The following is a 24559-nucleotide window of genomic DNA, read 5'->3' on the forward strand; positions in this document are numbered from 1 at the left end:
GTCAGGGCGACAGGTTGGTGGTCCGCCTCAGCTCCCCGGGGGACATACCGAACCACCGGCGCGCCGCGTGGCTGAGCGTGGCCTGCTCGGCGAAACCGACCAGGTCGGCGATCTGGGTGAAGGACAGGTCGCTGGTCGTGATGAACCGGTGCGCGCGATCCCGACGCAGGTCGTCGACGACCCGGCCGTAGGTGGTGTCGACGGCGGCGAGGCGACGTTGCAGCGTCCGCGGGTGGAGCAGGAGCGCCCCGGCCACCTCGACGAGGGTGGGGACGCGGCCGGGAAGGCGCTCCCCCACGAGGCGGCGCACCTGGTGAGCCACCGAGTCCGACGGGTCGGAGTACGAGCCCGTCAGGTGATCGAGGGCCGCGCGACGGAGATCCTCATCCGCGGAGGCGAACGTGGCATCCAACATCCGACGGTCGACGCACAGCGCGGCCGCGGGCCGGTCGAACTTCACGTCGACGCCGAAGAAGCCCAGATACCGGCCGACCGGCGAGAGTGGTCCGTGCGGCACCTCCACCGACCGCAACCCGGTGGACTGCCCGACCAGATGCACGGCCACCCGGTAGAACACCCCCAGCCCCAACTCGGCGGCCTGCGGCGAGTACGGCGACTCGGTCAGTTCCTTGCGGTACGTCAGGGCGATCACGCCGCGCCGGCCCCACGGGTCGTCGGCGACCTCGATCCTCAGCGCGGGGCTGTGCACGAACATGAACCGAGCCGCGCACTCCAGTGCCTCCGCGGGGGTCTGCGACGATCCGATCGCGCGCGCGATGGGGCCGAGAATCGTCACGTCCTGCCGTTCGGCCAGCCGCAGACCGAGGTCCGGGCAGCGCAGGTGGGCTGCCGCCACATCGAGCATCCGGTCGTGGTCGGTGATCGACAGCAACCCGTCCTCGTCCGCCAACGTCTCTGGCTCGATGCCGAACCGCGCGAGCAGCCGATCCGGATCCCCGCCGAGTTCGGTGACGAGCTCAGCGAATCCGCGCAGGCTCGCGGCGCGGATCAACGGCTGCATCGACGTCGCCTGTCCTTTCGCGTGCGGAGTCCCCGAGGAGCCGCGGTCGAGGACGTCTCCGCGGAGCCACACGTGGTTCGACCATCCTCGCTCCACCTCGCCCCGACGTCCGGCCCTACCCGCCGCCCCTGACCTCGATCAGCTCCCACTGCCGGACCGGCCCGGGGGCGTGGGCCCGGCACATCGTGAAGATCGGCTCCGAGTAGGTTTCGCGCAGCCACACCTCGATCGGACCGTGCGGGCCCTCGAGCGTCACCTCGACGTGCTCGTCTCGTTCGACCACGCGCACGGGGGCGAAGGCGTCGATGCGGTCGTCGGGCACCACCGCACGGGCGTGATGCTGCGCGCTCTGCACGGCCGCCGAATGACTACTGCGCCCGCGCAGGTACCGCTCGTCGACCCGGCCCTCGGTGTAGCGGGTGACGATATCTGCCGGGTCCTCCGCCTGGTCGACGCGGCCGTAGAAGAGGCCGTGGGGCAGGACGAGCATCGTCGCGGCGAAGCGGTCGCCGCCCAGGTGGGAGCACTCCCAGGTCGCCTCCGGATACCGATCTGCGATCCGCGCCGCGGCGCTGCGCCCCCGCACGGCGCAGCACTGATCGTGCTTCCCGTGCGCGCACACGGCGACCAGCGGCTCCGCTGACGGGGTGCCGGCGGAACCGTCGAGGGGGATCTCGGCGTACCCGACCGGGCCGTCGACCTCGCCCCACCGCAGCGACTCGTGCCCGGGCCGGGCGTCGGCGAGCGCCCACCGCCAGCGTTGCTCCTCTGTATGACGACGACGACCCGGCCTGCGGATCGCGGCCACCCGGACGTCGGCCTCCTGGGCGCGCCCCGCGATCTCGCGACCCAGTTCCGGCGGAAGGAGACCCGGCGAGTCGAGCAGCGCCGAATACCCCCACGGGCCGGACAGCTCGACCATCAGCCACCGCAACCCCCGGGAGCCCGACCCGTCCAGGGGATCGCCGCGGCGCAACGACGAGTCGCTGCACGGCTCCCAGTCCGCAGGCCTGCTCATAGCGCCACCACCACGCCCTCCCGCAACAACCGCCGGAGAACCACCAGGCCATCGTCTGCATTAAGGCCGGGAAGCGTGCCGGCGCTGACGGGGTCGCCCTCAAGGACGGCGCGCAGGGCGGGCGCGCACACCGCCGGGAAGGTGACCGACTTGGTGGGCAGCCTCAACACCACCGCGCCGGAATTGGCGGCGTCGGCGTCGGGGTCGGAGTCGCAGTCGGTGCAGTCCACCCGTGCGTGGAGTCCCTCCCGCAGCCTCAGCTGAGTGTCGGCGTCGAGGGACGCGACGGCATCGAGTGTGGCCAGCGGGCGGATCGCGGCAGGCCTGGTGAGGTCGAGGTACTTCTCGGCGAGCGCCTCGCCGGCGAGAGCGCTGAGCTGCTCCTGCTTCTCGGCGATCAGCCGGGCCAGCACGTCGAGGACCTCGCGGGCGTGGGGCTCGGCGCTCGCGGACTCGGCCGGGGCGAGCCCGAACGGCAACGACGCGCGCAGCTCCTCCTCCGAGGCCAGTGCCTCGATCATCGCCGTGGCGACGTCGTGCCCGGTGAGTGGCGCCACGCCCACGGTGAGGTGGATGGACGTATCGCCCTGCGCCTCGGCCGAGTGGACCCAGCCGCGCGGCAAGTAGAGGCAGTCCCCCGGCTCGAGCACGGTGTCGATGACCGGAGCGTCCTTCGCCCGTTCGGCGATCGCCTCGCGGTGATCGGTCCACGGCTGATCCGCAAGCGGATGGTGGTGGACGGGCTCGTGCACCCGCCACCGCTTGGTGCCGGACACCTGGAGCACAAAGACGTCATGGACGTCGTAGTGCGGATCGAACCCGCGATTCGCGGGCGGGGTGATGTACGCGTTGGTCTGCACCGGATGCCCGATGTCCGAGGTCATGCCGCGGACGAAGTCGATGATCGGCGGCCAGAACCGGTGCAGACCCTGCAGGACGAGCGTCGCCCCGGCGGCGTACTGCGTGAGCACGCCGTCGGGGTCGAGCTGATCGGCGATCTGCGCCCCGAACCCCGCGGCGCGGGTGAAGCACGCCCGGTCGACGAGCGTGCCCTCCCGCGCCATCCGGACGAACGGCGTGCGCACCCCGCGCTCGGCGACGATCTCGTCGACCATCGCGGGCGAGAGCAGGTCGGAGTAGTCGCGTGGCAGCTCGGACGCCCGGGTCAGCAGGGGCCGCTGCCCCCACACCCGAGCCGCGAACTCATCCGAGCCGCACGCGACGCACCGATGAAGCGCCCGCAATTACTGCGTGCCGTCAGCGCCGCCGTCGGCACCATCCGGGTTGGAACCGCCGTCGGCCACCCCTTCGCCGGTGTTCGCGGAGCCATCGGCGGAACCGTCCGCGCCGCCGTCGTGACCGTCCGGGTTCGAACCGCCGTCAGCCAGGCCCTCACCCTCGCCCTTCATGTGGTGGGCGGACCCGTCGGCGCCACCGTCGTGGCCGCCCGGGTTGGAACCGCCGTCGGCGATGCCCTCGCCCTGAGCGCCGGACGTGGTGATGTCGTCGTCGTTGATAGCCATCTGCGTTCCTCTCGTCGGTGCAGGCGTGAACCTGCAGGGAGTCGTGCGAACTGGCCACGTGTTCCAGCAGCAGGCCGGGACACGAGGGGCGTGCAGTTCCACTATGGCACTGGACCGGCCTCTATACGACCGAAGCCGCCGCCGGTTCGGCGTGACCGGGCGACCGCATCGTTTCCGGGCGGCGGCGGTCCTCGTCGTCGTCGTCGAACGATCCCCGCGCCACCCCGAGCTCGCGGTCAAACCGGGGCGGGTGGGCATCAGAGGCTGACGCCGCCGGGGCCCCGGCCCAGCGACTCGGTGACGGAGGCGAACATCGTGGTCTTGATGGCGCCGAGAGTGGTGCGGTCCTTGCCGAGGATCGGCTGGAGACGCCCGAGCGCCGCGGTGACGATCTCGGCCTCCGCAGCGGTGTCGTCGACGAGGCCCGCGGCCTTCGCCTCGGCACCGGGGTAGCGGTGGCCCGTGCTCATCGCGGTCATGGCCGTCTGCGGGGTCGTCTTGGCCTGGATCAGCGCCGCCATGCCCGGTGTGAACGGGATGTTGATGTCCACCTCGGGGAAACAGAAGTAGCCGCGGTCGTCGCGCATCACCCGGTAGTCGTGGGCCATCGCGAGCATCGCACCGCCGCCGAAGGCGTGCCCGTTGACCGCGGCGGCCGTCGGCAGGGAGAACGTCAGGACCCGGGAGAACAGCTCCTGGATCCGGCCGACGTACCAGTCCAGGCGGTCGGAATTGGCCATGAGCCAGTCGAGGTCGAGACCGTTGGAATAGAACTTGCCCGACCCCACGGTGACGAGCCCCTTCGCGGACTGTTCGACCTCATCGAGGTGGGCGTTGATCGCGTCGAGCCGGTCCGGGGAGAAGCGGTTCTCGTCGCTGCCGAGCGTGAGGACGGCGATGTCCTCGTGGTGGGTCAGGGTCGGGATCATGGGTGGTCCTCTCAGGTTGTGGGTTGTGGGGTGTGGGTGGGTCGGGGTCGGGGTTCGGCGGTCGACGGCGGGCTGGCTGGCGGCGGGGCGGTGGGTGGTGGGCTGGCTGGCGGCGTCTCGGTCGGCGGCGGGCCGAGGGCGAGTACTGCGCGAACGGAGGCCGCGATGCGCTCGCGGGCGGCAGGGGTCGGGGTTCGGCGCCCGCGGAGCAGCAGGGCGTTCGGCACCTCGACCACGCAGTCCCGGATGACATCGACGGCGGCACGGTCAGCGCGGCTCCACAGGACCCGCGACAGCTTGACGAACAGGTCCGTGAGGCCGTGGTCGAGGTCCTGCAGCTCCGCTGCCACGTCGGCGGGGAGATCGGCCGAACCGAGGAGTTCGGATCGGCGCACCGTGAGCAGGAATCGCCCCGACGACGGGTGATCCAGGACGAACTGCGCGGGCGCGTCCGCGGCTGCGACCACGGCGTCAGCGGCCGCCTCCGAGGGGCCACCGCCGGCGAGGACGGCCTCCACCATGTCCCGCTGCAGGTCGAGGAATCGACGGGCGGCGCGGAGCCAGGCCCGCCCGACCAGCCCCGCGCGGGAGCCGAACGCGTGGTAGATCGCGCCGTTGGAGACGCCGGTCAGGTCCGACAGAGCGCGCACCGTGACCGCGGCGGCACCGGATTTCCACCGCCAGGCGCTCGGCTGCATCGAGCAGCTGACCAAGGTCGTGGACCCGCGGGCGAGGCATGCGCTGACAGTAACAGAGCGCCCGCTCTTGTATCTCGACTGGCGGCCCGGCCGCAGTTCCTGCCGCATTGAGATGCAACCGTTACGGACCCCTTCCCGTATCAAGTGTGACGCAGGTCGCAGTCTCGGACGCATGGTAATTCCGCCGCTCAGGCGCCTGTCGGGGTCGGTTCTCCGGTCGCTGTCGCCCGTGAAGTCTCTTAGCGTGACTAGACAGCACGATCCGACGACGTGAGGAGTCTGAAATGATCGGCAAGGATTCACTGGATCGACTCACCGGCGCGACCGCGTACGACAACGCCGGCGACAAGATCGGCAAGATCGGAACCATCTACCTCGACGACGACAGCGACGACCCCAAGTTCGCGACCGTCTCGACGGGGCTGTTCGGGATGTCCGAGAGCTTCGTCCCACTGCAGGGCGCACGCATGGAGGGCGACGACCTCCACGTCGCGTACGCCAAGGACCAGGTCAAGGACGCGCCCCGCGTGGACGCCGGCGGCCACCTCTCCCCGGACGAGGAGAACCGCCTGTACGAGCACTACCAACTCGACGACGGAGGTCGGCGTGGCGGGACGGGCACACGCACCGACCGAGGCGACCGCGATGATCGTGCTGCCGGCACCGCGGGGGCAGCGGGTGCCGCAGGAGCCGCGGGCACAGCTGGTGCCGCCGGCGCGGCAGGTGCAGTCGGAGACGACGATCGGCGCAGGGGCGATCGGGATCACGAAGGCACCGAGACCGTCACCGCCCACGAGGAACGCCTCAACGTGGGAACCCGCACGGAGGAGGCCGGGCGAGTCCGGCTCCGCAAGCACACGACCACCGAGAAGGAGACCGTCGAAGTCCCGGTCTCCAAGGAGAAGCTCGTGGTCGAGCGCGAGGACGTCGAGGGCAAGGTCCGCAAGGGCGGCCTCGACGAGACCGCCGACGGCGACCGTGATGAGGAGATCGTCCTCCGTGAGGAGCGGCCCGTGGTGGAGAAGGAGACCGTCGAGCGCGAGCGCGTCAACGTGGGCAAGGAGAAGGTCACCGACACCGAGACCGTGTCCGACGAGCTCCGCACCGAACACATCGACGTCGAGGGCGATGCGGCGGAGGACCGCCGGGGCCGCGACGGCGGGACGAACAAGCCGGGCGGTCGCTGACCCGGCGGGTCCGTCCGGAGAGACAGAAAGCCGCCGCCCGGTCCGCATGACCGGGCGGCGGCTCTCGTCTGTGTGCGCGCCTCACTATTCGCCGCACCGGGGCACCCGTGCGGTCGACCGCTACTCGTCGAGGAAATCCTGGATCCACCGGCGAATGTCTGCCAGGGTCCCCGCATCCACCTGGCCGGCATGGCCGACAACACGCTGGCGCGAAAGGGTGCGCACCTGCTCGGTCATCGCCCAGGAGTCGCGGTCGAACACGTCTCCGCGGAGCAGGACGTGGTTCGACCATCCGCGATCCACCGACGTCACCGGCACCACCATCACGAGAGTATCGGCGAGGGAGATGTGCGCGCGCGACGAGACCACCACCAGGGGCCGGCGACCACTCTGCTCACGACCCGCCACGGGATCGAGGACAACCCATATGACCTCCCCGGGAGTCGGGTCAGGCATCCTGCGCCCGCTCCCACCACTCGGATTCCTCGCGGTAGGATGCAAGATCCTCAGGCGATGTCGCGTCTATCTCCGCACGCAGGCGCTTGAGCCGCCGTTGCTTCTCGGCGAGTGAGGCGAGATACGCAAGATGGTCGCCCAGCGTGCGGTGCTCCTCGGCGGCCTGCCTCTTCAGAAGATCCCGGAGGTCGCGACTCACCTTGATCGTCGTGTGGGACATACCGAAAGTATGCCTTTGGTCATACCGCCGAGACGGCGAACTCCTCGCACGCCCGACGCACGAGAGCCGCCGCCCGGTCTGCGCGACCGGGCGGCGGCTCTCGCCTGTGTGCGACTGCGGGGCCTCGTCGTCGTCGTACTCCCGACCAGCTCAGCCCGCGACTGGCCACTCGACCAGCAGGTGCGCTACTTGACCAGCAGCTCCGCGATCTGGATGGTGTTGAGCGCCGCACCCTTGCGCAGGTTGTCGCCCGCCACCATGAGGTTGAGGCCCTTGTTGCCCTCGATCGACTGGTCCTGGCGGATGCGGCCCACCAGCGACTCGTCGATGCCCGCCGCGTCCAGCGGGGTCGGCACGTCGACGACCTTGACGCCCGGGGCGTTCGACAGCAGCTCGCGCGCCTGCTCCGGGGTGATGTCCTTGTCGAACTCCGCGTTGATGCTCAGCGTGTGACCGGTGAACACCGGCACACGCACGCACGTACCGGCGACCCGCAGCTCCGGCAGGTCGAGGATCTTGCGCGACTCGTTGCGCAGCTTCTGCTCCTCGTCCGTCTCCTCGGACCCGTCGTCGACGAGCCCACCCGCGAGCGGCAGCACGTTGAACGCGATCGGCGCGACGTACGGGCCGTGGTCGTCGACCTTCAGCGCCGAGCCGTCGTGCACCAACTCGTGGCCCGCGCCGACATTGCCGGTGATCTGATCGTTCAGCGTGTCCACGCCGGCGAGCCCGGAACCGGAGACCGCCTGGTACGTCGACACGACCAGGCGCTTGAGGCCGGCCGCGTCGTGCAGCGCCTTGAGCACCGGCATCGCGGCCATCGTGGTGCAGTTGGGGTTGGCGATGATGCCCTTGGGCGGGTTCTTCGCCGCGCCGGGGTTCACCTCGGAGACGACGAGCGGGACGTCGGGGTCCTTGCGCCACGCGCTGGAATTGTCGACGACGACGGCGCCGGCCGCGGCGAACCGCGGGGCCTGCTCCTTGGACATCGTGCCTCCGGCCGAGAACAGGGCGATATCGATCCCCTCCAGCTCCTCGTCGGGCGTGTTGGCGGTGTCCTCGACGACGATGTCCTCGCCGCGGAACGGCAGCGTGGTGCCGGCGGACCGGGCGGACGCGAAGAAACGGACCTTGTCAGCCGGGAAGTCCCGCTCCTCCAGCAGGGCACGCATGACGCGCCCCACCTGGCCCGTGGCTCCGACTACGGCGACAGTGGTCATCGAAAAGGTCAACTCCTGAAAGGTTGGTCCCGGCCCGCCGCGGACGGGTTCTCCGCCCTGCGCTCGACCGACCGGCAGTACCCCATCCTACCGGGGTCGCCCAGCTCGGACAGCGGCGTGCGTCACACCCGGCCGCGCTTCGGGCACAGACACCGCCCCGTCGCGTCGCGTCGCGAAGACAGTCCGGCACACATCGGCCGAGACGAGGGTGTGCGGAACGTCCTTCTCGACGGGGAGGGGGGATCTGGCCGGCGGCCGGCAGAGCGAGTCCAGGAATAACTGACCGCTCACCGACCGCGGGCCGGTCTCTCCACAGCCCCGCCCGCCTCCACAGGCGACGTCGCGATGGCGGGATCGACGGCCGAGGTGGCCCTCGTCGTCGTCGACGCTTGGACCATGCGCCCCGACCAGACCCCCCGCCGCACGCGCGACCTCGTCCCGGAACGCGGGCGGCGCCTGCACTCCAGCGGCCTCGTCCGGCACCACCGCGGACTGTGGTTGCCCCGGACCGCCGATCGCAGCCACCCGCTCACCCGGATCACGGCGATCTCCGCGCTGTACCCGGACGCCGTCGCGACCGGCTGGCTGGCGGCAGACGCACACGGCCACCCGTTCCCGCCACGCGACTACCTTGACGAGTTCGCCGCCGGATCGACCCGGGTGCGCCGGCCCGGGATGATCGGCCGCCAGTACCGGATTCCGCCGGAGCACGTCGTCCACCTGACCGGGACCGCGGGTGCCGGCCTGGCCGCGAGCCCCGCATGGGCACTGTTCGACATCGCGCGGCGAGGCACCCTGACCGACGCCGTCATCGCCCTGGATGCGGGTCCTTCCATCGGCGTCGACCCGGAGCGCGACGTCCGGCCACTCGCGATGGACCCCCGACGGATCCCCGGCAAACGGCAGGTGCTGGCCGCACTCGACCTCTGCGACACCGGAGCCGCGTCGCCGTGGGAGACCCGGACCCGACTATTCCTGCTGGACCACGGTCTGACGGGATTCGAGACGCAGGTGCCCGCACCCGGGCTGCCGTACGTCCTCGACCTGGCGCGCCGTGAGCTGAAGATCGGTGTCGAGTACGACGGCGAGCACCACCGCGACCCGGCGCAGCACGCCAAAGATCTCACCCGCTGGAACCGCCTGCGCCGCGCGGGCTGGCTGGTCTATCCCCTCACCACGACCATGGTCACCCGCGATGCGCACGCGACCGCCGCGGACATCCGGGCCGGGGTCCGAGAGCGTGGAGGGTGAGCGCCCGGGGCGCCGGGGCGCCGTCGAAAAGACAGTTCCGCACGCACCGCTTTCGGGCGATGGGTGCGGAACTGTCTTATCGATGTGGGCGCCGGGGCGGGCCGGGCGAGGGTCAGGTCAGCGGCCGGTGCCGGCGTAGACCTGCGCCTCCTCGTCGCCGCCCAGCTCGAACGCCTTGTGCAGCGCGCGGACGCTGTCGGGCAGCTCGTCCTCGCGGACCAGCGCCGAGATGCGGATCTCGGAGGTGGAGATGAGCTCGATGTTGATGCCGGCCTCGGACAGCGACTCGCAGAACGTCGCGGTGACGCCCGGGTGCGACTTCATGCCCGCGCCGACGAGGGAGACCTTGCCGACGTTGTCGTCGTAGAGGACCTGGTCGATGCCCAGCTCGTCCTTGGCCCTGGACAGGACCTCGGTCGCCTTGGCACCCACCTCGCGGGGGCAGGTGAAGGTGATGTCGGTCTTGCCCTCCGCCTTGGAGACGTTCTGCAGGACCATGTCGATGTTGATCTCGGCGTCGGCCACCACGCGGAAGATCTTGGCCGCGTACCCCGGCTGGTCGGGGATGCCCACGACCGTGATCTTGGCCTCCGAGGCGTCGTGAGCGACTCCGGTCAGGACTGCGTCTTCCACGGGGATGTCCTCCACTTTTCCGGCCACGAGCGTGCCCGGGTTGGTCGAATACGAAGAGCGGACGCGCAGCGGCACGTGGTAGCGGCGGGCGAACTCCACACTGCGCAGGTTGAGGATCTTGGACCCGACGGCCGCCATCTCCAGCATCTCCTCATACGAGATGGTGTCGAGCTTGCGGGCATCGGGCACGATCCGCGGGTCGGCGGTGTAGATGCCGTCCACGTCCGAGTAGATCTCGCACACGTCCGCACCCAGGGCCGAGGCCATAGCGACCGCGGTGGTGTCGGACCCGCCGCGACCCAGGGTCGTGACGTCGCGGGTCTCTCGGGACACCCCCTGGAAGCCCGCGACGAGGGCGATCTTGCCCTCGTCCAGCGCCTCACGGACGCGCCCCGGGGTGATGTCGATGATGCGGCTGTTGCCGTGCCTGGTCGTGGTGATGATCCCGGCCTGGGATCCGGTGAAGGAATAGGCCTCCATCCCGAACGAACTGATGGCCATCGCGAGCAGCGCGTTGGAGATGCGCTCCCCCGAGGTCAACAGCATGTCCATCTCGCGCTGCGGAGGCGAGGGACAGACCTGATCGGCCAGATCGAGTAGCTCGTCGGTCGTGTCGCCCATCGCCGAGGCCACGACCACGACGTCGTTGCCCGCCTTCTTGGTCTCCACGATCCGTTCGGCCACCCGACGGATTCGTTCTGCGGACTCCACGGAGGAGCCGCCGTACTTCTGCACTACGAGTGCCACGCGGTCACACCCTTCCGGTGTTGATCGGCTTACCGCAGACCTACTTTACGGGAGGTGTTTACTCATCAGGGATGAGTGAAATCTGGGCGGCAGTGATTCTCGCCCTCGCGTCCGCCCTCAGCCAGGCCTTCGGAACCGTCATGCGGCACCGATCCCCCCAGCGTGCGAAGGGTCGACACGAGGGTCACTTCAACGTGCTCGCGAGCCGGTACTGGTGGACCGGCATGGTCATCAGCCTCGCCGGATTCGCGTTCCAGGGCCTCGCGCTCGCGTTCGGATCGCTCATCCTCGTCCAGACGATCACCGTTCTCTCACTGACGTTCGCCCTCCCCCTCGGCGCCTGGGTCACCGGTCGGCGGGTCACCAAGACCGAACTCTTCTGGGGGTACGTCCTGACGGGATGCGTGATGGTGCTCGTCATCTACGGACGGCCCACCGGAGGAGACGCCCACCCGCCCTGGTGGCAGTGGGCACTCGCGTGCGCGGGCGGACTCCTCGTCGTCGTCGCCCTCCTCGGTGTCTCCCGCAACCGCCGCTCCAACGGCAACCGTGCCCTCCTGCTGGGCGTGGCCGGCGGCACCGCGTTCGCCTACGTCGCACTGCTGACGAAGGGCGTCACCGAGCGGTTCCACGACGGCGGACTGTTCACCGTGGCCACGACCGGCGAGGTGTACGGACTGGGGGTGGCCGCCGTCGCCGCGCTGACGCTGCAGCAGATGTCGTTCTCGGCCGGCGCGGTGCACCAGGCCGTGCCCGCCTCCACGGTCACCACCCCGGTCGTCTCGCTCGGCCTGGGCGTGGTGGTGCTGGGCGAGTGGTTCTCCGTCGACGGCGCCGCGCTGATGCTCCTGGGCGCCACCCTCACCGTGATGGTGCTCGCGACGGTGCGGCTCGCGCACAAGGAGGTCGACACGGCTCCGCCGATCCCCGACCACCGCGCGCAGAACCACCGCGACTCCGAGTAACGCGCCCGGTGCATGCCGCGACGTCCTCACCATGAGGACCCTCGCCAACCGGCCCGCGCCATCCCCCCGATCGCCTAGGCTTGGCCCCATGCGCCTCACACGTCACAGTGGCCCCACCCGGCCCCGTCGGTTGGCCGCAGCGGTGGCCGCCATTGTCGGGACGGTCGCCGCGTCGCTCGCGGTCGCGGCACCCACGGCCGGAGCCGTGGTGAACGGCGCCCCCTCCGGCCCCGCCCCGTGGGCCGTGCAGATCACCGTCTTCGGCGACGTGCTCGGCGCCCCGTGTACCGGCGTCGTCATCCACCCGCGCTGGGTGGCCACCGCCGCACACTGCGGACCGACGAACCCCGACTCGTACACCCTCGGATTCGGGAACTGGGCCACCGTGCCCGGGGGCTTCGGCTCGACCGCCCCACTGGCCAGCCCGAGCATCGTCGGCGCATTCGGCTCCCTCGACACGGGCAGCCTCGGTCGCCACACCCCGGCCGCCGCCTACAAGGCACCCGCCGGGGACTTCATGCTCCTCAAGCTCCGCCACCCCGCGCCGTCGCCGTCCGTGCGGCGCGCCGGCGTCGACCCCGCCCCCGGCGACGTCCTGCGTTTCCACGGTTTCGGCGAGACCGAACCCCTCGGGATGCGCTCACCCGTCCTGCGCACCGGCCTGACCCGCCTCGAGCGGATCGAGGCGCGACCCGGCTCCCGCGTCGGCCACTCCCACACCACCCAGGGCGGATTCTCGCCCGGCGACTCCGGCGGACCCGTGTTCCAGGGTGACCGACTGGTGGGCGTCCACAACGTCTCCGACCGCGCCCGCCGGCAGCCCGACGGCACCATCCCGGCCCGGTACGAATCGATCCCCGCCCAGAACGGCTGGATCGACTGGATGATCGCCAACCGATGACCCAGGTCACGTGGCAGTGCCGAACCCCCCGGGTTTTTGCCACACTGGACAAATGACCCCGCCGGAGCTCGTCATCCGCCGCGCCGCGCGTGCGGACGTGGACCTCGTGCTGTCCGCGGGCGACCTGCTCAGCACCCCGCCCACCGCGGAATGGACCACGGACTTCCTCGACCGCGGATCCAACCTGCTCGTGCTGGCGCTGCAGGACGAGGTGCCGGTCGCGATGCTCGTCGCGGTGGAGACCGGGCACCTCGGCGCCAGCCCCGACCTGTTCGTCTACGGGATCCGGGTCCGCGAGGACCTGCGCGGCCGCGGCATCGCCCACCGACTCGTCGAGAAGGCGGTGGAGGTGGCCGAGGAGGCCGGCTGCAGCAAGGTGTGGGGATCCATGGTGGTACCCGACGACCTCACGCAGAACCCGCCGGCGGCACCGCCCGAAGGGATCACGGCCGAGCCCTCTACGTTCGTGATTCCGATTCCGTGACGTCCCGCGGGGATGTGTATGATGGCCCGCATGCAGCGCGTGCTCCTTCTTGGGTGCCGCGGCGGGGCCCGCTGAGGCGGACCGGCTCCCCGTCGCGGGATCTCGTCGCGCCGGTCCGATCCCTGCCGATCGCCCCCCTAGGAAGTTGAGCCACTGCAATGAATCCCGCTGATGCCTTCGTCTCGTCGTCGTCGACCCTGACTCCCCCCTCCAAGCCCGGCCGCCCCGACCAGCCGTCGTGGAACAAGCAGCGCGGCTCCTCGATGCCGGCGCACCGGTACCGGCCGTTCGCCGAGGAGGTCGAGGACGTCTCCCTGCCCGACCGCACGTGGCCGGACAAGATCATCACCCACGCCCCCCAGTGGTGCGCCGTGGACCTGCGCGACGGCAACCAGGCCCTGATCGACCCCATGAGCCCCGCGCGCAAGCGCCGCATGTTCGACCTGCTCGTCCGCATGGGCTACAAGGAGATCGAGGTCGGATTCCCGTCCGCCTCGCAGACGGATTACGACTTCGTCCGCGAGATCATCGAGGACGACGCGATTCCCGAGGACGTCACCATCCAGGTGCTGGTCCAGTGCCGCGAGGACCTCATCCGCCGCACGTTCGAGGCGTGCGAGGGCGCGTCCGACGTGATCGTGCACTTCTACAACTCGACGTCGATCCTGCAGCGCAAGGTGGTCTTCCGCAAGGACCGCGAGGCCATCAAGAAGATCGCCACCGACGCCGCCGAGCTGGTCACCACGATCGCCAAGGACTACCCCGACACCAACTGGCGCTGGGAGTACTCGCCCGAGTCCTTCACCGGCACCGAGCTGGCGTTCTCCAAGGAGATCTGCGACGCCGTCACCGAGGTCGTCGGCGCCACCCCCGAGAACCCGATCATCCTCAACCTGCCGGCGACCGTCGAGATGGCCACGCCCAACGTGTACGCCGACCAGATCGAGTGGATGCACCGCAACCTGGCGAACCGCGAGTCGACCATCCTGTCGCTGCACCCGCACAACGACCGCGGCACCGGCGTGGCCGCCGCCGAGCTGGGCTACCAGGCCGGCGCCGACCGCATCGAGGGCTGCCTGTTCGGCAACGGCGAGCGCACCGGCAACGTCTGCCTGGTGACGCTGGGCATGAACATGCTCACCCGCGGCGTCGACCCGCAGATCAACTTCTCCGACATGGACGAGATCCGCCGCACCGTCGAGTACGCCAACCAGCTGCGCGTGCCCGAGCGCCACCCCTACGGCGGCGACCTGGTCTTCACCGCGTTCTCCGGCTCGCACCAGGACGCCATCAACAAGGGCTTCGACGCCCTGCAGGCCGAGGCCGACACCCGCGGCGAGGACATCACCGACATCACGTGGGAGGTCCCCTACCTGCCGGTCGACCCCAAGGACGAGGGCCGCACCTACGAGGCCGTCATCCGCGTGAACTCGCAGTCCGGCAAGGGCGGCGTCGCCTACATCATGAAGAGCGACTACGGCCTGCAGCTGCCGCGGCGCCTGCAGATGGAGTTCTCCGCCCTGGTCCAGTCGGTCACCGACTCCGAGGGCGGCGAGGTCACCCCCAAGGCGATGTGGGACATCTTCTCGCTGGAGTACCTGGACCGCGTCTCGCCCATGGAGCGCATGTCGCAGCACCTCGTCCCCGCCGAGACCGATGACGGCGAGGACGCCATCGAGGCCGTCATCAAGTGGAAGGGCGAGACCCGTGAGCTGGCGGGGTCCGGGAACGGACCCCTCGCCGCGTTCGTCGCCGCCCTGAACGAGATGTTCGACGACGAGGTACGCATCCTCGACTACTCGGAACACGCGATGACGTCCGGGGATGACGCCACCGCGGCCGCGTACGTCGAGGTGCAGTTCGGTAACCGGGTCTTCTGGGGTGTCGGACGGGCCGGTTCCATCACCACCGCCTCCCTGCGCGCCGTGGTCTCCGCCGTCAACCGCGCCTACGCCGACGAGGCCGAGGGCGCCGAGGCCGTCGGTTCGGTCGAGGGCGCCCGCACCTGGGCTCCCTGACCGGCTGACGTCGTCTGGGCCGGCGCGCCGGGTGGGCCCACCGCCCGGGTGGTGCCCGCCGCGCGGGTGGGCCCGCCGCGCGGGTGGGCCCGCCGCGCGGGTGGGCCCGCCGCGCGGGTGGGCCCGCCCTTCGGACATCGACAAGACCGTTCCGCGCACATCGCCCGAGAGGCTGTGTGCGGAACGGTCTTCTCGTCGCGCGTCGTGGCCGCCCGAATCGTGGGGCGGCACAAGCCGTTTGGTCTCATCGTCCGGGCGGACGCCGCCACATCAGTCACATCACCCTCAGATATCCCTCCGGTAACGAGGGTCTCGATTCGGTCACGTCAAGCGCGTAATGTAGCGGCGGGCCGCGCCGATAGGTATGGGTCGGCCCTTCGCAAACCTCAGTCTGGAGCCCGTATGTCCGTGACACGCCGTGGATTTCTCACAGCCGCATCCGTCGGCGTGGGCGCCGCCGTCGCCTCCACCGTCCGAGGTCCCGTCGCCGGGGCCAATCCCTTCACCACCGGCTCGCTCGGCGTGGCCCAGGACCTCATGCAGTCGGTCTCGACCGGCAGCGGGATGATCCAGCCCAACGGCCCTCTCGGCTACGTCGGCGTGACGTTCCCCAGTGCCGAGGAGATCGTCGGCCGGATCCGGTTCGCATTCCCCGACGGCTCGGTCGGTGACTGGCTCCCGCTCGAGGGGATGGACTCCGCCCCGGACGCCGGCAGCACGCCCGCCTCCGAACTCGTCGGCGCGCCCGATGGTGCCGTGGGGTACGAGGTCGATGCGCCCGCGGGCGCCGAGGCGACCGTGTTCGACGACGGCCGCGGAACCCCGCGCAACTACAGCCTCGGCAGCGTCGGTCTGGCGGGCCTACCGGTCATCCCGCGCGCGGCGTGGGGTGCGGGCGATGTCGCGGGCTTCCGCTGGGCGCCCTCCTACTTCCCCGCGCAGTCCATCACGATCCACCACACCGCATCCCCGGTCGGGCCGGACCGTGCGGCCAGCGTGCGGGCGATCTACAACTATCACGCCAACACCCTGGGCTGGGGCGACGTCGGGTACCACCTGCTCATCGACCCCGAGGGCCGGATCTACCAGGGCCGCGGCGGAACGCCCGTCGGAAACCCCGTCTTCCAGTTCCCGCCGGTCGCCGGGATCGCACCCCCGATCGTCACCGGTGGCCACGTGGGGGGCTTCAACAACGGCAACATCGGCATCAGCCTGCTCGGTGACTTCACCGGTGCACCGCCAACCTCACGCGCGGTGGGCGCGGCGATCGACTGCGTCCGGGCCCTGTGCAACGCCACCGGCATCAACCCGCGTGCGGGGATCAACTACCGCAACCCGCAGGGTGGGGCCACGCGACCGATGATGGCCGTGTCGGGCCACCGCGACTGGGGCGGGACCGCCTGCCCGGGCAACTCGTTCTACCCGCAGATGCAGTTCATCCGCGACCAGGCAGCGCGGGGTTGGGCCCCGACCGCCGTCTCCTCGGCGGTGTTCGGCTCCTGACCTGAACGGGGCCGCGCCGCACGCCCCTCGCGGCGTAGCCGTCGCCGCCGAGCAGAGGATCTCTACTGCATCGCCCGAGTAGCGGGTGCGCGAATTCCTCTGCTCGGCGGGCGGGTGCCCGCCCGGGCGGCGGACCCGCCCGGGCGGCGGGCCCGGCGCGGGCCGCCGCCGCTCAGTCGCGGGCGCGGCTGGGGACCAGCATGCCGAGCACCCAGTTGACCAGGCCGATCACGATCGCGCCGAAGAATGCAGCCCAGAACCCGCTGACCACGTACTCGGCCCCGAAGGGCTGCAGCGTGGTGGTGATCCAGCCGGTGAGCATGAGCATCAGCGCGTTGACCACCAGCAGGAACAGGCCCAGGGTGAGGATCGTCAGCGGCAGCGACAGCAACTGAACGATCGGTTTGATCACCGCGTTGACCAGCGTGAACACCACCGCGACCACGAGCAGCGCCGTGATGGTGGGGACGTTCACCTCGTTCTCGATGTCGCCGGCGCCAGAGGCTGCGGCCCCGGAGATCTCGTGCAGGGTGATGCCCGGCACGATCAGCGTCGCCACCCACAGGGCGACGGCGTTGACGATCAGCCGCAATATCAGCGCCATCGAATGGTCAGCTCCTCACGTACTCGTCGGCCACGTCGAGTGCGCGGTCGAAGATGTCGAGGCCCTCGTTGGCCTCGTCCGGGGTGATGATGCACGGCGGCACCACGTGGAATCGGTTGTAGTTCATGAACAGCAGCAGGCCGTCGGACTTTGCCTTACCGAACGTGCGGGCCATCGCCTCCGATGATCCACCGTAGGGCGCGAGGGGCTCGCGTGTCTCGCGGTCGGCCACCATCTCCACGGCCCAGAACACGCCGAGGCCGCGGACCTCGCCGATCGACGGGTGCTTCTCGGCGAGCTCGCGCAGGCGCGGGCCGATGACGTCCTCGCCGATCATCTTCGCGTTCTCGACGATCTTCTCGTCGCGCATGAGATTGATCGTCGCGACCACGGAGGCGCAGGCCAGCGGGTGTCCGGCGTAGGTCAGGCCACCGGTGTAGGGCGTGGTCTCGAAGGAGGCGGCGATGCGGTCGTGCAGGATGACGCCGCCGAGCGGGACGTAACCCGAGTTCGAGCCCTTGGCGAAGGTGATGAGATCGGGCGCCCAGTCGTCGTCGCCGGAGCGGAAGTGGTCCAGGGCGAGCCACTCGCCGGTGCGGCCGAAGCCGGACATGACCTCGTCGCAGATCATGACGATCCCGTACTTGTCGCAGATCTCGCGCACACCGCGCAGGTAGTCGGCCGGCGGCACCATGATGCCGACCGTGCCGGGCACCGACTCGATGATGAGGGCGGCGAAGTGGTCGGGGCCCTCGAGGCCGATGAGCGAGTCGAGGTGCTCGAGCGCCCGGTCGCATTCCTGCTTGTCGTTCTCGGCGTAGAACTGCGAGCGGTACAGGAACGGGGCGTGGAAGTGCACGGCGCCGGTGTTGCCCATGTCGTTGGCCCAGCGGCGGGTGTCACCGGTGAGGTTCATCGAGGTGGTGGTGGCGCCGTGGTAGCTGCGGAACGCCGACAGGGTCTTGTGGCGGCCGGTGTGGCGGCGGGCCATGCGGACGGCGTGCTCGACGGCCTCGGTGCCGGCGTTGGTGAAGAACACGCGGTTCATCCCGGCGGGCGCGACCTCGGCGACGAGGCGGGCGGCCTCGGCGCGGGCGGCGTTGGCGTGCGCCGGGTTGATGGTGCACAGCTCGGCGGCCTGGTCCTGGATGGCCTTGACGACCACCGGGTGCTGATGGCCGATGTTGGTGTTGACCAGCTGCGAGGTGAAGTCGAGCAGCCGGTTGCCGTCCCCGTCGGTGAGGTGGCAGCCCTCGGCCGCGGTGACGACCATCGGGTCGCTCGAGCCCCAGGCCGACCACGGGGTCAGGACGTGGGCGCGTTCCTTCTCGTAGACCTCACGGGCGGCGGCGTTCTGGGGTGCGGGCACTTGCGGTACTCCTGTGGTCGACGACGGTGGCCGTCGCCCATCATGTCAGTTCCGCCGCGCCGCCTCGGACCAGCGCCCCACGATGCGGAACGCGGGGGTCTGGAGGCGCGGAACGCGGGCGCCGAGCAGCGCGGAACGCGGGCGCCGAGCAGCGCGGAACGCGGGGGTCAGAAGAGCGCCCCCTGCGCACTGTCCACGGCCTGGGCCCCGGCGACGGGCCGCCCGGGGGCGACGCCGGCGAGCATCTCCTCGAAGCGCGCGTACGGCACCAGCTCGAGCCCCTTCTTGCGGGCGAACGCGGTCCGACCCCGCACGGCCCCCGGTGCGTCGCACACCGCGAGGGACGTGCGGGACGAGATGCGGTCGGCGACGTAGAGACCGGAGTCGACGACGAGGCCGGCGATCTCCTCCGGATCGCGGTCCACGTCCTGGGTGAAGACCACCTCCATACCCTGCACCAGCCCGCCGCCGCGCTTGAGCCGCCCGGCCGGCCGCCACAGCCTGGGGGCGGCGAGGGCCTCCGCCCACACCGTGGACACGAGGTAGCCGGTCTCGGGATGCGCCACCATCGCGTCGAGTTCGCGCACCTTCGGCTGCACGTCCTTGCCCCTGGCCACCTCGAGCAGTCCGGCGAACACCCCGGCCAACACGAGGGCGTCATCGTGGGCGTCGTGCGCGGCCCGCTGCTCCACCCCGAAGTGCGCGGCGAGCGTCGAGAGCTTGAGGTCGGCGGTGGACAGGTGCAGCCGACCGGCGAAGTCCAGGGTGCACAGGAACCGCTCGAGCGGGGCGGCGAGTCCTGCGCGGCGGGCCTCGGCCGCGAGGAACGACGCGTCGAAGGCGGCGTTGTGCGCGACCACTGTCCGCCCGTCGAGCACCCGGTCCAACTCGGCGGCCACGTCCGGGAAGCGTGGTTTGCCCGCCAGCAGCGCCGGGGTGAGACCGTGCACGTGGACCGGCCCCGGGTCCACCCCCGGATTGAGCAGGGTCGCGAACTCCTCGACCACCTCGCCGTCGTCGTCGATCACCACCGCCGCCACCGACAACACTCGGTCGACCGCCGGCGTCATCCCCGACGTCTCGACGTCCACAACCACCCACCCTGCCATGCCCACCATCGTCCCAGACCCCTCCGACAACCCGGCCGTCACCGTCGCAGGTCACGGTGTTCACACCGCCGATTCCTCCCACCCGGCCCGGAGGGTTAATGTCTACGCCGATCAACCAGTCCCGGCCGCGAGGTCCGGTCCGACCCAGGAGGCGACGTGCGGCGGTACCGGCCCGACACGCCTGCGGCGCGGCTGCGCGACGCCCCGGTCCGCGCGCGGCGCCGCACCCGCCGCCGGATCCGCGTGGCAGTCGGGTCCTACCTCGCGTTGTGCCTCGCCGCGCTGCTCGGGGTGGCCGTGACCGCGCCCGGCGCCACCGTCCGCCCCTCCGCCGCGGACGCGCCGGCACCCCGCGGCGCCACCGTGGCACCCACCACCGCCTCCGCACCGGACGGCCGGGTCGGGGACCCGGTGCGGCTCGTCCGGCCCCTCCCGCGGGGGTGGGTCGAGATCGGTCCCCTGCTGGCCACGGCGGTGGACGACGCCGCCGACGCCGGCCTCGAGCTCGGGGTCTGCGTGCGGGCGATCGACTCCCCCGACGAGCGCGAGGTGTGTGCGGGCGACGACGAGCCGCGCTACGCCGCGTCGGTGATCAAGATCGCCTACGCGGTGGGCGCGCTCGAGGCGTGGGAGGCGGACCCGTCGGCGCAGACCCCCTACGGCGAACTCGACGACCTGCTCGCCGCGGCGCTCACCGTCTCGGACAACGACGCGGCCAACCTCCTGTACGACCTGTCGGTGGACGGCCCCGCGGCGCCCGACACCACCGATCCCATCACCGCGCTCAACGACATCGCCGAGCGCGTGGGCCTGGCCGAACAGTTCCACACCGGCGGCGCGTTCCGTTGGGAGTGGACCGGCGACTGGAGCCGCGTCAGTGCCCGCGGCAGCGTCCGCTACCTGGCCGAACTCGTCCGCGCCGCCGACGGACGGGCACCCGAGGGCGAGGCGCTGACCTCGCCCGCCGTCGCCCGGATCGTGTTGGACACGCTGCTCGAGCAGGAACGGCAGTGGAAACTGCCCGACCGCCTGCCGTCGGGGACGGTCGCCAACAAGACCGGCGAGACCGACACCGAGTCGCACGACATCGCCGTGGTGAACACCGCCAGCGGCCGCTACGCGATCGCCGCGATCGGCACCTCGGCCGGGATGTTCAACGGCCCCGACGAGGTGCTGGCCGAGCTCGGGCACGACGTGGTGACCGCGCTCGGCGGTGCGGCGCGGTTCTGAGGAGGCCGCGCTGCCTAGACTCTGCGACATGAGTTCCCGCGCGATCACCGCACTCACCCCCCGCGGCCGGGCCGCCGTGGCCGTCTCCCGCCTGGCGACCTGGGCGTCGCGGGTCTCGGGACGCGGGTCGGGCGGGATGATCGGCGGCCTGGTGGCGCTGAAGCTCGATCCGGGTCTCATGCGCCAGCTCGCGGCGGGCCGCCGGACCGTGCTGGTCACGGGGACCAACGGGAAGTCGACGACGACGAGGATGGTCGCCTCCGCCCTGTCGACCGTGGGCCGGGTCGCCTCGAACACCGGTGGCGACAACATGGACGCCGGGATCGTCTCCGCACTCGGGGCCGACCGTGTGGCCGGGTTGGCCGCCATCGAGGTGGACGAGCTCCACACCCCGGCGGTCGCGGAGAACACGGACCCCGAGGCGATCGTGCTGCTCAACCTCAGCCGCGATCAGCTGGACCGGGTCGGGGAGATCAACGCGATCGAGCGTCGGCTGCGCGCCGGGGTGGCCGCGCAGCCGCAGGCCACGGTGATCGCGAACTGCGACGACGTGATGATCACCTCCGTCGCCTACGACAATCCGTCCGTGGTCTGGGTGGCCGCCGGGTCGGCGTGGGCGGGCGACTCGGTGAGCTGCCCGCGCACCGGCGAGCCCATCTCCCGGACGGTCGACTCCACCGGGGCCGTGCGGTGGCGGTCGGAGGGCACGCTGCCCGACGGCCGGACGTTCGAGCGCCCCGAGCCGGACTGGTGGGTCGACGACGAGGCCATCCACGGACCCGACGGGTTCACCGCCCCCATGCACCTGGCCATCCCGGGCCGGGCCAACCGGGGCAACGCCGCACAGGCCGTCGCCGCCGCCGTGGCGATGGGCGCCGACCCCGCCGCCGCCGCCCGGGCCGTCGAGCAGGTCGACGACGTGGCCGGCCGCTACTCGACCGTCGACGTGGACGGGCGGGCCGCGCATCTACTGCTGGCCAAGAACCCGGCGGGCTGGCAGGAGGCGCTGGGGATGATCGACACCTCCGCCGACGGCCTGGTGATCGCGGTGAACGGACAGGTCGCCGACGGCGTGGACCTGTCGTGGTTGTGGGACGTGCGCTTCGAGAGCTTCGAGGGGGTGCCCGTGTACGCCGCGGGCGAGCGCGCCGCCGATCTCTCGGTGCGGCTGAGCTACGCCGGGGTCGAGCACGAGCTGGAGCCGGACCCGCTGGCCGCGATCCGGCGCTGCCCACCCGGGCGCGTGGAGGTGCTGGCCAACTACACCGCGTTCCGTGACCTCGGGCGCGCGATCGCCGCGACTGGAAAGGCTCGGATGGGAGGGACCCGGTCATGACCACCCAGGATCCTCGCAACGCCGGGGGCCGCAATGCCGGCGCCTCGGCCTCCCCGCTGGACACCGTGGCCGCGGATTCGCCGCGGACGACCGAGTCGACGGTGCGGATCGGCCTCGTCCTGCCGGACGTCATGGGTACCTACGGCGACGACGGCAACTCGTTGGTCCTGCGTCAGCGCCTGAGGTGGCGCGGATACGACGCCGAGATCGTGCGGATCACCCTGGAGGACGAGGTCCCCGACTCGTGCGACCTCTACACCGTGGGCGGCGGCGAGGACGCGGCCCAGAAGTTGGCGTCCCGGCACCTGTCCGGGTCGCCGGGGCTGCAGCGCGCGGTGGAGCGCGGCGCTCCGGTGCTCGCGATCTGCGCCGGGATGCAGGTGTTCGGCGAGTGGTTCGTCGTCTCCGACGGATCCCGCGCGCCCGGCCTCGGCCTGCTGGACGTCACCACCACGCCGCAGGCCTCCCGCTCGATCGGCGAATTGGTGGTGTCACCGCAGGTACCGGGCCTGACGCAGCCGCTGACGGGCTTCGAGAACCACATGGGCGCCACCGTGCTGGGCCCGGACGCCGCCCCCCTGGGCCGCGTGACCTCCGGGGTCGGCAACGGCGTCCCGGCCGGTCAGCAGGTTCCGGCCGGTGGGCTGGTCGAGGGCGTGGTGCAGGGGTCGATCATCGCCACCTACATGCACGGGCCGGCGCTGGCCCGCAATCCCGAGCTGGCCGACCTCCTGCTGTGCCGTGCGCTCGGTGTGGACTCGCTGCCACCCGTCGACGTCCCGGCGGTCGAGCAGCTGCGCCGCGAGCGGATCGCGGCCGCCCGGCACTGAGCCGGCCCCTCTGCCCTCGCCGACCCCCCCGGCACTGAGCCGGCCCCTCGGATCGCGATCTGCCCTCGATCTGCTCACGGGCCGCCTCGACCTGCCCCGGTCAGATCCGATCCGCCCTCCGATTATTGATTCGCGCTGCGGGGCCCGCGGGCGGATCGCTTACCGAGGGGCCGGTCTGTGGCCGCGAGGTCATTGACCCCGGGGGTGGACGCGACCGGGGACGCCCGGATCGTCCGGCTGCCCGACCCCGCTGACATACCCTCGGTCACATGTGTGAACACCACGGCACCGCCACCCTCCCCGGGTCCGTGTCCCCTCCCGATCCCGCCGTCGAGGCCGCGCAGGTCCGTGCCCTCTGGGAGCCCCTTGGACTACCGGGGATCCTCGACGTCCACACCCACTTCATGCCCTCGCGAGTTCTGGACAAGGTGTGGAACTACTTCGACGCTGCCGGCCCCAAGATCGGGCGCCCCTGGCCCATCACGTACCGGGAGGCCGAGGACGAGCGGGTCGAGCGCCTGCGCTCGTACGGGGTGTTGGCATTCTCCTCGATGCTGTATCCGCACAAGCCCGAGATGGGCGCCTGGCTCAACGCGTGGGCCGCGGAGTTCGCCTCCCGGCATCCGGACTGCTTGCACACGGCGACGTTCTACCCCGAGCCGACGGCGAGCGACTACGTCCGGGATGCCGTCGACGCCGGGGCACGGGTGTTCAAGTCGCACATCCAGGTGGGCGAGTACGACCCCCGTGACCCGCTGTTGGAGCCGGTGTGGGGTGTGTTGTCCGAGGCGCAGGTGCCGACCGTCATCCACTGCGGGTCCGGGCCCGTGGCGGGCAAGTTCACCGGACCCGAGCCGGTGGCTGCGGTGCTCGAGCGGTTCCCGGAGCTGCCGCTGGTCGTCGCCCACATGGGCATGGGCGAGTACTCGGAGTTCCTCGACCTGGCCGAGCGGTTCGAGAACGTTTACCTCGACACCACGATGGCGTTCACGGACTTCGTCGAGGAGACCATGCCGTTTCCGGAGGCCGAGCGCGGTCGCCTGGCCGATCTGGGCCACAAGGTTCTTCTGGGGACCGATTTCCCGAACATCCCGTACCCGTACGCGCACCAGCTCGAGGCCCTGGCCGGGCTCGGGCTCGGCGACGACTGGCTACGGGCGGTGTGGCACGGAAACGCCGCGAGGCTGTTCGGGCTCTGACTCCGCGCCCGGGTAGCCGATCTCCGGGCTCTGCGCGGGGTCGGCCGGGGCCGGGGCCCACGCGTCCTGGGCGGGCGGGGTGTCCTGAGCGGGCGCGGAGGTCGGCGC

The 24559-nt window shown here is 71.1% G+C and carries 23 protein-coding genes and 1 pseudogene; 11 read left to right on the plus strand and 13 right to left on the minus strand.

Going from position 1 to position 24559, the window contains the following annotated elements; genetic code table 11:
* Nucleotide 1: 1 nt before the first annotated feature.
* From AC3DEV_RS04315 to AC3DEV_RS04340, 6 genes and pseudogenes are all read right to left on the minus strand, one after another.
* Complete coding sequence (locus tag AC3DEV_RS04315; protein ID WP_067714565.1) at nt 2-1021, minus strand: AraC family transcriptional regulator; 1020 nt, start codon at nt 1019-1021, stop codon at nt 2-4.
* A 115-nt stretch (nt 1022-1136) separates the two neighbouring features.
* Complete coding sequence (locus AC3DEV_RS04320) at nt 1137-2039, minus strand: ferredoxin family protein (protein ID WP_488371398.1); 903 nt, start codon at nt 2037-2039, stop codon at nt 1137-1139.
* Nucleotides 2036-3283, minus strand: coding sequence for a cupin domain-containing protein (locus AC3DEV_RS04325; protein ID WP_488371399.1), 1248 nt, complete (start codon nt 3281-3283; stop codon nt 2036-2038). Before AC3DEV_RS04325 ends, AC3DEV_RS04320 begins: the two co-directional genes overlap by 4 nt.
* Nucleotides 3284-3562: a hypothetical protein gene (locus tag AC3DEV_RS04330; RefSeq protein ID WP_061917080.1), complete on the minus strand. Its 279-nt coding sequence runs from the start codon at nt 3560-3562 to the stop codon at nt 3284-3286.
* A gap of 257 nt (nt 3563-3819) precedes the next feature.
* Nucleotides 3820-4491 (minus strand): enoyl-CoA hydratase/isomerase family protein, encoded by a 672-nt coding sequence (locus tag AC3DEV_RS04335; protein ID WP_488371400.1) that lies wholly within the window; start codon nt 4489-4491, stop codon nt 3820-3822.
* Nucleotides 4492-4502: 11 nt separating this feature from the next.
* A pseudogene (locus AC3DEV_RS04340) lies at nt 4503-5229 on the minus strand (TetR/AcrR family transcriptional regulator).
* A 244-nt stretch (nt 5230-5473) separates the two neighbouring features.
* On the opposite strand from AC3DEV_RS04340, the gene AC3DEV_RS04345 reads away from it, so the two are divergent.
* Complete coding sequence (locus AC3DEV_RS04345; RefSeq protein WP_488371401.1) at nt 5474-6376, plus strand: YsnF/AvaK domain-containing protein; 903 nt, start codon at nt 5474-5476, stop codon at nt 6374-6376.
* 120 nt (nt 6377-6496) lie between these two features.
* Here AC3DEV_RS04345 and AC3DEV_RS04350 read toward each other — a convergent pair whose 3' ends face one another.
* The 3 genes from AC3DEV_RS04350 to AC3DEV_RS04360 all read right to left on the minus strand — a co-directional run bounded on the left by AC3DEV_RS04350 (nt 6497) and on the right by AC3DEV_RS04360 (nt 8272).
* Entirely contained in the window at nt 6497-6832 is a 336-nt protein-coding gene (locus AC3DEV_RS04350; RefSeq protein WP_488371402.1) for a type II toxin-antitoxin system PemK/MazF family toxin, read from the minus strand.
* Nucleotides 6825-7052 carry a hypothetical protein gene (locus AC3DEV_RS04355; RefSeq protein WP_061917071.1) on the minus strand — a complete coding sequence of 76 codons (228 nt, stop codon included), beginning with the start codon at nt 7050-7052 and terminating at the stop codon, nt 6825-6827. The genes AC3DEV_RS04350 and AC3DEV_RS04355 overlap by 8 nt, the downstream gene beginning before the upstream one ends.
* Nucleotides 7053-7237: 185 nt before the next feature.
* Nucleotides 7238-8272 carry an aspartate-semialdehyde dehydrogenase gene (locus AC3DEV_RS04360; protein ID WP_069389897.1) on the minus strand — a complete coding sequence of 345 codons (1035 nt, stop codon included), beginning with the start codon at nt 8270-8272 and terminating at the stop codon, nt 7238-7240.
* Between the two features lie 345 nt (nt 8273-8617).
* Here AC3DEV_RS04360 and AC3DEV_RS04365 point away from each other — a divergent pair, with 345 nt between their 5' ends.
* On the plus strand, nt 8618-9523 hold the full coding sequence (locus tag AC3DEV_RS04365) for an endonuclease domain-containing protein (RefSeq protein ID WP_269501715.1): 906 nt from the start codon (nt 8618-8620) through the stop codon (nt 9521-9523).
* A gap of 117 nt (nt 9524-9640) precedes the next feature.
* Here AC3DEV_RS04365 and AC3DEV_RS04370 read toward each other — a convergent pair whose 3' ends face one another.
* Nucleotides 9641-10903: an aspartate kinase gene (locus AC3DEV_RS04370; protein ID WP_488371403.1), complete on the minus strand. Its 1263-nt coding sequence runs from the start codon at nt 10901-10903 to the stop codon at nt 9641-9643.
* 71 nt (nt 10904-10974) lie between these two features.
* Between AC3DEV_RS04370 and AC3DEV_RS04375 the strand changes: the two genes are divergently transcribed.
* From AC3DEV_RS04375 to AC3DEV_RS04395, 5 genes are all read left to right on the plus strand, one after another.
* The gene (locus tag AC3DEV_RS04375; protein WP_488371404.1) at nt 10975-11868 is read left to right on the plus strand and encodes a DMT family transporter; all 894 of its coding nucleotides are present in this window, start codon (nt 10975-10977) and stop codon (nt 11866-11868) included.
* Between the two features lie 88 nt (nt 11869-11956).
* On the plus strand, nt 11957-12769 hold the full coding sequence (locus tag AC3DEV_RS04380; RefSeq protein WP_488371405.1) for a trypsin-like serine protease: 813 nt from the start codon (nt 11957-11959) through the stop codon (nt 12767-12769).
* A gap of 52 nt (nt 12770-12821) precedes the next feature.
* Complete coding sequence (locus AC3DEV_RS04385) at nt 12822-13253, plus strand: GNAT family N-acetyltransferase (protein ID WP_069388945.1); 432 nt, start codon at nt 12822-12824, stop codon at nt 13251-13253.
* Between the two features lie 158 nt (nt 13254-13411).
* Entirely contained in the window at nt 13412-15271 is a 1860-nt protein-coding gene (gene leuA / locus AC3DEV_RS04390) for a 2-isopropylmalate synthase (protein ID WP_488371406.1), read from the plus strand.
* Between the two features lie 402 nt (nt 15272-15673).
* On the plus strand, nt 15674-16774 hold the full coding sequence (locus tag AC3DEV_RS04395; protein ID WP_206473353.1) for a peptidoglycan recognition protein family protein: 1101 nt from the start codon (nt 15674-15676) through the stop codon (nt 16772-16774).
* A 172-nt stretch (nt 16775-16946) separates the two neighbouring features.
* Here AC3DEV_RS04395 and AC3DEV_RS04400 read toward each other — a convergent pair whose 3' ends face one another.
* The 3 genes from AC3DEV_RS04400 to AC3DEV_RS04410 all read right to left on the minus strand — a co-directional run bounded on the left by AC3DEV_RS04400 (nt 16947) and on the right by AC3DEV_RS04410 (nt 19856).
* A complete protein-coding gene (locus tag AC3DEV_RS04400; RefSeq protein ID WP_472981813.1) occupies nt 16947-17378 on the minus strand; it encodes a phage holin family protein in 432 nt (143 codons plus the stop codon).
* Between the two features lie 7 nt (nt 17379-17385).
* Complete coding sequence (locus tag AC3DEV_RS04405; RefSeq protein ID WP_067714604.1) at nt 17386-18747, minus strand: aspartate aminotransferase family protein; 1362 nt, start codon at nt 18745-18747, stop codon at nt 17386-17388.
* 167 nt (nt 18748-18914) lie between these two features.
* Nucleotides 18915-19856, minus strand: coding sequence for an exonuclease domain-containing protein (locus AC3DEV_RS04410; RefSeq protein WP_488371407.1), 942 nt, complete (start codon nt 19854-19856; stop codon nt 18915-18917).
* 156 nt (nt 19857-20012) lie between these two features.
* Between AC3DEV_RS04410 and AC3DEV_RS04415 the strand changes: the two genes are divergently transcribed.
* The 4 genes from AC3DEV_RS04415 (at nt 20013) to AC3DEV_RS04430 (ending at nt 24451) form a co-directional block, all read left to right on the plus strand.
* Nucleotides 20013-21086, plus strand: coding sequence for a serine hydrolase (locus AC3DEV_RS04415; protein ID WP_488371408.1), 1074 nt, complete (start codon nt 20013-20015; stop codon nt 21084-21086).
* 28 nt (nt 21087-21114) lie between these two features.
* Nucleotides 21115-22422: a MurT ligase domain-containing protein gene (locus AC3DEV_RS04420; RefSeq protein ID WP_488371409.1), complete on the plus strand. Its 1308-nt coding sequence runs from the start codon at nt 21115-21117 to the stop codon at nt 22420-22422.
* The gene (locus tag AC3DEV_RS04425; RefSeq protein ID WP_488371410.1) at nt 22419-23252 is read left to right on the plus strand and encodes a type 1 glutamine amidotransferase; all 834 of its coding nucleotides are present in this window, start codon (nt 22419-22421) and stop codon (nt 23250-23252) included. Before AC3DEV_RS04420 ends, AC3DEV_RS04425 begins: the two co-directional genes overlap by 4 nt.
* Nucleotides 23253-23521: 269 nt before the next feature.
* Nucleotides 23522-24451: an amidohydrolase family protein gene (locus AC3DEV_RS04430; protein ID WP_488371411.1), complete on the plus strand. Its 930-nt coding sequence runs from the start codon at nt 23522-23524 to the stop codon at nt 24449-24451.
* Nucleotides 24452-24559 lie beyond the last annotated feature (108 nt).

This window comes from Dietzia sp. IBK-p2-15D (assembly GCF_057773105.1).